General features: G+C 71.8%; 5 protein-coding genes. 1 reads left to right on the forward strand and 4 read right to left on the reverse strand.

Features of this window, described 5'->3' with window-relative positions:
• Positions 1-15 precede the first annotated feature (15 nt).
• Positions 16-279, forward strand: coding sequence for a hypothetical protein (locus J7F03_RS38260; RefSeq protein ID WP_251073109.1), 264 nt, complete (start codon positions 16-18; stop codon positions 277-279).
• A 217-nt stretch (positions 280-496) separates the two neighbouring features.
• On the opposite strand, the gene J7F03_RS38265 is transcribed toward J7F03_RS38260, so the two are convergent.
• From J7F03_RS38265 to J7F03_RS38280, 4 genes are all read right to left on the reverse strand, one after another.
• Entirely contained in the window at positions 497-1378 is an 882-nt protein-coding gene (locus tag J7F03_RS38265) for an ABC transporter substrate-binding protein (protein ID WP_251073117.1), read from the reverse strand.
• Between the two features lie 109 nt (positions 1379-1487).
• Positions 1488-3374, reverse strand: a complete 1887-nt coding sequence (locus J7F03_RS38270) for an ABC transporter permease subunit (protein WP_214957820.1) — start codon at positions 3372-3374, stop codon at positions 1488-1490.
• Positions 3375-3654: 280 nt separating this feature from the next.
• Entirely contained in the window at positions 3655-4752 is a 1098-nt protein-coding gene (locus J7F03_RS38275) for a glycine betaine/L-proline ABC transporter ATP-binding protein (RefSeq protein WP_214957818.1), read from the reverse strand.
• Positions 4749-6254 (reverse strand): GMC family oxidoreductase, encoded by a 1506-nt coding sequence (locus J7F03_RS38280; protein ID WP_214957821.1) that lies wholly within the window; start codon positions 6252-6254, stop codon positions 4749-4751. The genes J7F03_RS38275 and J7F03_RS38280 overlap by 4 nt, the downstream gene beginning before the upstream one ends.
• Positions 6255-6307 lie beyond the last annotated feature (53 nt).

Raw genomic sequence — 6307 nt, forward strand, 5'->3', positions numbered from 1 at the left:
CGAAGTGACATGCATTTGACGAAAGAGGACATGATGATCACAGCCGCTCAGGGTGAAACGGTCGGCTACCTACACGCCGTCTGGCAAGGGATAATGGCGATAGTGGCCCTGTCTATCGCATTCAATCTGCGGGACTTCGCCTATCGGATTTTCCAATACTCCATGGATCGCAGCCCCGTTACCCCTGGCGCCGGATTCAGCCCGACGGTGATCCGTCTGGCTACGGCGGTCGTAGGTATCATTCTGGCCATCTCATGCATGAGCAATCTGCTTGGCTGACGGATAACACAGGGAAGCGCGCCTCGCTGGATTGTTTCCAGGAGGCGCGCTTCCTTGTGATCGTCGAGGTGATCGCCTCACCGCGGAATGGAGCGGAACAAGGCCCTGCCCGGAATCATCCGGGCAGGGCCTTGTTCGTGTGCAGCGCGCGGTACGCCGTCTCGCGGAGCACCAACCCGGGCCCTCCCTCATCCCGTAGGGCGGGGGCGCGGGTCGGTCACTCCACCCAGGGCTTCCACACGTTCTCGTTGCGCTCCACCCACTTCTTCGCCGCCTGCTGCGGCGACAGCTTCTCCTCGGCGATCATCAGGGACACCTCGTTCTGCTGCGCCTTGGTCCAGTGGAACCTCTTCAGGAAGTCGGCCGCTTGTCCGCCCGACTCCGCGAAGCGCGTGTTCAGGTACTTCTGCAGGGGTGTGTGCGGGTAGGCGCAGGCCACCTCCCGCGGATCGTCCGCGCAGCCCTCGGTGTACTCGGGGAGCTTCACCTCGGTCATCGGGACACGCTCGAAGAGCCACTGCGGCTCGTACCAGTACGTCAGGAAGGCCTTGTGCTCCTTGGCGAACTGCTTGATCTGGGTGATCTGGGCCGCCTCGGAGCCGGCGAAGACCACTTCGAAGTCCAGGCCCAGGTTCTTCACCAGCGCCTTGTCGTTCGTGACGTAGGACGGGGAGCCGTCCATCAGCTGGCCTTTGCCGCGGCTCTCGGGGGTGCGCAGCTGGTCGGCGTACTTGTCGAGGTTCTTCCAGTCCGTGACGTCGGGATGGGCCTCGGCGAAGTACGTGGGGACGAACCAGCCGATGTGGCCCGTCACTCCCAGATCCCCGCCGGGGGTGATGGTCTTCTTTCCCTCTACGTACCGTCTCTCCTGCTCGGGGTGGCCCCAGTCCTCCAGGATCGCGTCGACGCGACCCTGGCTGAGGGCGTCCCAGGCGGGGACCTCGTCGACCTGGACGGTGTCCACCCGGTAGCCCAGCTCGTGTTCGAGGAGGTAGGAGGCGACGGCGGTGTTCGCCTGGGCGCCGACCCACGACTGGACGGAGAGCGTGACGGTCTTCGCTCCCTGTGCGGCGGCGTACGGGGAGGACTGGCGGGTCATGTCGGCGGCCCCGCAGCCGGTGAGGACGGCGAGTCCGGTCGCGGCGGCGAGGACGGCCGCGCCGCGTCGGCGGTCGAGGAGCAGGCCCCGGTGGTGTGCGTCGCGCATGTCAGGCCTCCTTCGCGGGCTGGGTGAGGCGGTCGAGGAGCAGGCCGAGGCAGACGATCGCGGCGCCGGCCACCAGGCCGGTGGCCAAGTCGCCCTGCGCGAGGCCGAGGACGACGTCGTAGCCGAGCGCGCCGCCGCCGACCAGGCCGCCGATGATGACGACGGCGAGGACCAGTACCACGGCCTGGTTGACGGCCAACAGCAACGCGTTCCGGGCCAGGGGAAGTTGGACCTGCCGCAGTAGCTGTGAGCGGGTGGCGCCGAGCGAGCGGGCGGATTCCACGACGGTCGGGTCCACCTCGCGCAGGCCCTGGACGGTGATCCGGACGACGGCCGGGAGCGCGTACACCACGGCGGCCGCGGCGGCCGGTGCGCGACCGACGCCGAACAGCGCGACCACGGGGATGAGGTAGACGAACTGCGGCAGGGTCTGGCAGACGTCGAGGACGGGCCGCAGCAGTCGTTCGGCGCGGGCGCTGCGGGCGGCTCCCACGGCGATCGCGAAGCCGAGTACGAGCGTGACCGCCACGGCGGCCAGGACCTGGGAGAGCGTGTCCAGGGAGGCTTCCCACACGCCGAGCACTCCGATGGCGCCCAGGGCGAGGACCGCGGTGAGCGCGGTGCGCCAGGTGCCCGCGAGCAGGGCGAGCGCGCAGGCGACGAGGAGGAGCAGCCACCAGGGTGCGGCCTGGAGTCCGGCGCGCAGCGGGTCGAGGATCCAGCCGGTGAAACGGGCGGCCCAGTCGGCGGTGCCGCCGACGACGGGTACGCCGGAGTAGAGGTGGTCGGTCATCCAGGCGACGGCCGAGTTCACCGGACCGGCCAGGGAGACGGTCCAGGACTCGGGCCACAGGGGGCTGCCGGCGATGCGGCCGGCGACGGCGGCGGCAACCGCCGCGAGGAGGGTGAGCAGGCGGCCGTACCAGCCCGAGAACACCCGGCGCAGCAGGTGTTGTTCGCCGACGGGCACGGGGGCGGCGCCGATCCGGCGGCCCGCGGCGTCGGCGGTGCGGTCCAGCACCACGGCGAGCAGCACGATCGGGATGCCGGCGGCCAGGGCGGCGCCGACGTCCACGGAGGCGAGGGCCTGGTAGACGCGGTCGCCGAGGCCGCCCGCGCCGATCACGGAGGCGATGACGGCCATGGAAAGGCCCGTCATGATGGCCTGGTTGACGCCGAGCAGGAGCTGGAGGCGCGCGAGCGGGAGCCGGGCGGTCAGCAGTCGCTGGCGTCCGGTGGCGCCGAGCGAGGCGGCGGCTTCCAGGACGCCGGCGTCGGCCTCGCGCAGGCCGAGGGCGGTGAGGCGGGCCATGGGCGGGGCGGCGTAGACGACGGTGGCGAGGACGGCGGCGGGCACGCCGATGCCGAAGACCAGCACCATCGGCAGCAGGTACGCGAAGGCGGGAAGGATCTGCATGGTGTCGAGTACGGGGCGCAGCACGCGGTCGGCGCGCGGGGAGAGCCCCGAGGCGAGGCCGAGCAGGGCGCCGAGTACGACGGAGGCGGCGACGGCGACGACCATCAGCGCGAGGGTCTGCATGGTCGGCACCCACATGCCGAGCAGTCCGCAGGCGGCGAAGGCGGCGGCGCAGGTCAGGGCGAGCCGGATGCCGGCGAGGCGCCAGGCGACCAGGGCGGCCAGGGCGGTGACCCCGGTCCAGCCGGCGGCGAGCAGGAGCACGTACACGGCGCGGACGGACACCACGACGGCGTTGCTGACGTGGCCGAAGAAGTAGAGGAACAGCGGGTGGCTGTCGCGGTGGTCGATGATCCAGTCGCCGGCGCGGCCGAGCGGGCCGGACAGGTCGACGGCCAGGGCCGCGGGCCAGCTGCCCGCGCCCGGGAAGGCCACGGCCAGCGGGATCAGCAGGACGGCGGCGACACCCATCGGGAGGAGGGCCCGGCGGCGCGCGGCAAGTCCCGGCCGGGCTCTGCGGGGGCGGTGGTCCTGCGGAGCGGGCTCCGCGCGGGAGGGACGCGGGCCGGCGGGCCCTTCGGAGGACTGCGGGGCTTCCGAAGGGGCGGCGGCGCGGGTGTCGGGCGGAGTGTGGGCCGGGGTGTGGGCCGGGGTGTGGGCCGGGGTGTGGGCCGGGGTGTGGGCCGGGGTCGCGGTCATGCGCACCACATCCGGGCGTAGGGGACGGGGACCTCGGGAAGGACGGGGCAGGTCATGCCGCCACCCCCCGTCCGGTGGTGGCCGGGAGCCCGGCCACGACGGCGAGCAGCCCCGCGTCGTCCACGACGCCCAGGCAGCGGCCGCGGTCGACCACGCGGGCCGGGCCGCCGCTGAGGGCGACGACCTGGATGGCCTCGACCACGGTGGTGGCGGGGCCCAGTGCGGGTCCCTGTTCGGCCTCGCCGGCAGCGGCGGGGCGCATCGCGGTGCGGACGGTGAGCACCTGTTCGCGGGGGACGTCGCGGACGAAGTCCCGTACGTAGTCGTCGGCGGGCGAGCCGACGATCTCCTCGGGCGTGCCGAGCTGGACGATGCGGCCGTCGCGCATCAGCGCGATCCGGTCGCCCAGGCGCAGGGCCTCGGCGAGGTCGTGGGTGATGAAGACCATGGTGCGGCCCTCTTCGTGGTGGAGCCGGGCGACCTCCTCCTGCATCTCGCGGCGGATGAGGGGGTCAAGAGCGCTGAACGGCTCGTCGAACAGGAGTACTTCGGGGTCGGCGGCAAGGGCGCGGGCCAGACCGACGCGCTGCTGCTGGCCGCCCGAAAGCTGGCCGGGGCGCCGGTCCTCCAGTCCTTCGAGGCCGACCTTCGCGACGAGTTCGGCGGCCTTGTGCCGGCGGTCACCGCGTCCGACGCCCTGGATCTCCAGTCCGTACGCCACGTTGTCGAGGACGGTGCGGTGCGGGAGCAGGCCGAAGTGCTGGAAGACCATGGCGGTGCGGTGGCGCCGCAGGGCGCGCAGCCTGGTGGTGTCCATGGCCAGGACGTCCTCGCCGTCGATGGCCAGGCTTCCGGCGGTGGGCTCGATGAGCCGGGTGAGACAGCGTACGAGGGTGGACTTGCCGGAGCCGGACAGGCCCATCACGACGAAGACCTCGCCCTTGCGGACGTCGAAGGTGACGTCGCGGACGGCCGCGGTGCAACCGGTGCGCTCGCGCAGTTCGGTGGCGGACAGTTCGGCGTCGGCGGATCCGGGGACCTTCGCGGCGGCCTTGTCGGGGCCGAAGACCTTCCAGAGGCCTTCCACGGAGAAGACGGGGGACTCGGCCCGGTCGGTGGGGCCGGCGGGCGCGGCGGGAGTGGTGTTCATCGGGTACCACCGTCCCGGGCGAGCAGTTCGGCTGCCTTTTCGCCGACCATGAGCACTCCGATCATCGGGTTGACCGCGGGCATCGTAGGGAAGACCGAGGCGTCCGCGATGCGGATGCCTTCGAGCCCGCGGATCTTCAGGTCCGGGCCCACGACGGCCCCGGGGTCGTCGGCGGCGCCCATCCGGCAGGTGCCGGCCGGGTGGTAGACGGTGTGCGCGACGGAGCGGGCGTAAGCGCTCAGCTCCTCGTCGCCGGTGATCTCCGGGCCGGGGCACACCTCGCGCCCCAGCCAGCCGGCGAGCGGCTGGGCCGCGGCGATCTTCCGGGCGAGCTTGATGCCGTCCACCAGGGTCCGGCTGTCGTAGTCGTCCTCGTCCGTGAAGTAGCGGAAGTCCAGGGCCGGTTTCACCTCGGGGTCCGCGCTGGTCAGGTAGAGGCGGCCGCGGCTGCGCGGCTTGGGGATGTTGGGGGTCATCGACACCCCGTGGGCGGGGCGCTCGTAGCCGATGCGCTCGGGGTTGTCGGTGAAGGGGACCTGGTAGAAGTGGAACATCAGGTCGGGCCCCACCGAGTCGGGGTCGCGCCGGACGAACAGTCCCGCATCGCTGTCCATCGCGGAGTTCTCCGGTATCGGACCGTCGGTCTCCCAGACGATCACCGACTCGGGGTGGTCGAGCAGGTTCTCCCCGACCCCGGGCAGGTCGTGCACCGGCGGAATGCCGAGGGCTTCCAGGTCCGCGCGCGGGCCGATGCCCGAGTGCAGCAGCAGCCGCGGGGTGTCCACGGCGCCGGCACACACCAGCACCTCGCGGCGTGCGGTGACCAGGGACTCGGTGCCGTCCGAGGCGCGTACGCGGACTCCGCGCGCACGAGTGCCGTCGAGTTCCAGGCGGTGGGCCCAGGTCTCCAGGAGGATCCGGAGGTTGGGGCGTTCGTCCATGACGGGGTGGAGGTAGGCCACCGACGCGGAGGAGCGCTTGTTGTCCTCGGGGTGGTAGGCGAGATCGAAGAAGCCGACGCCCTCGTGGAAGGGCTTCCGGTTGAAGCCCTCGACGCGCGGGACGCCCAGGGCGGTCTGCGCGGAGTCGACGAAGTCGCGCGCGATGGCGTTGCGGTCCTTCTCGGCCACCGGGACGATGTTGTTGAGGAGCCTGTCGAAGTACGGGTCCATGGCGGCCGCGTGCCAGCCCTCGGCTCCCGACTGCTCCCACTCGTCCCAGTCGGACGGGAGCGGCTTGAAGGCAATCAGGGTGTTGTGCGAGGAGCAGCCGCCGAGGACACGGGCGCGGCTGTGGCGGATGTGCGAATTGCCGCGGGGCTGCTCGGTGGTGGGGTAGTCGTAGTCGAGCTCGCCGCCGAGCAGGCCCATCCAGCGGCGCAGGGTGAGCACCTCGGGGCGGTCGATGTCGCTGGGGCCGCCCTCGATGACGGCGACGGTGACGTCCGGGTCCTCGGTCAGGCGGGAGGCGATCACCGAGCCGGCGGTGCCGCCGCCGACGATGACGTAGTCGTACTCGTACTCCTGCTCCTGCTCCGCGGGGGTGGGGGTGGGGG

This window comes from Streptomyces sp. ISL-43 (assembly GCF_018614195.1).
In the GTDB taxonomy this organism is placed as follows: Bacteria; Actinomycetota; Actinomycetes; order Streptomycetales; family Streptomycetaceae; genus Streptomyces.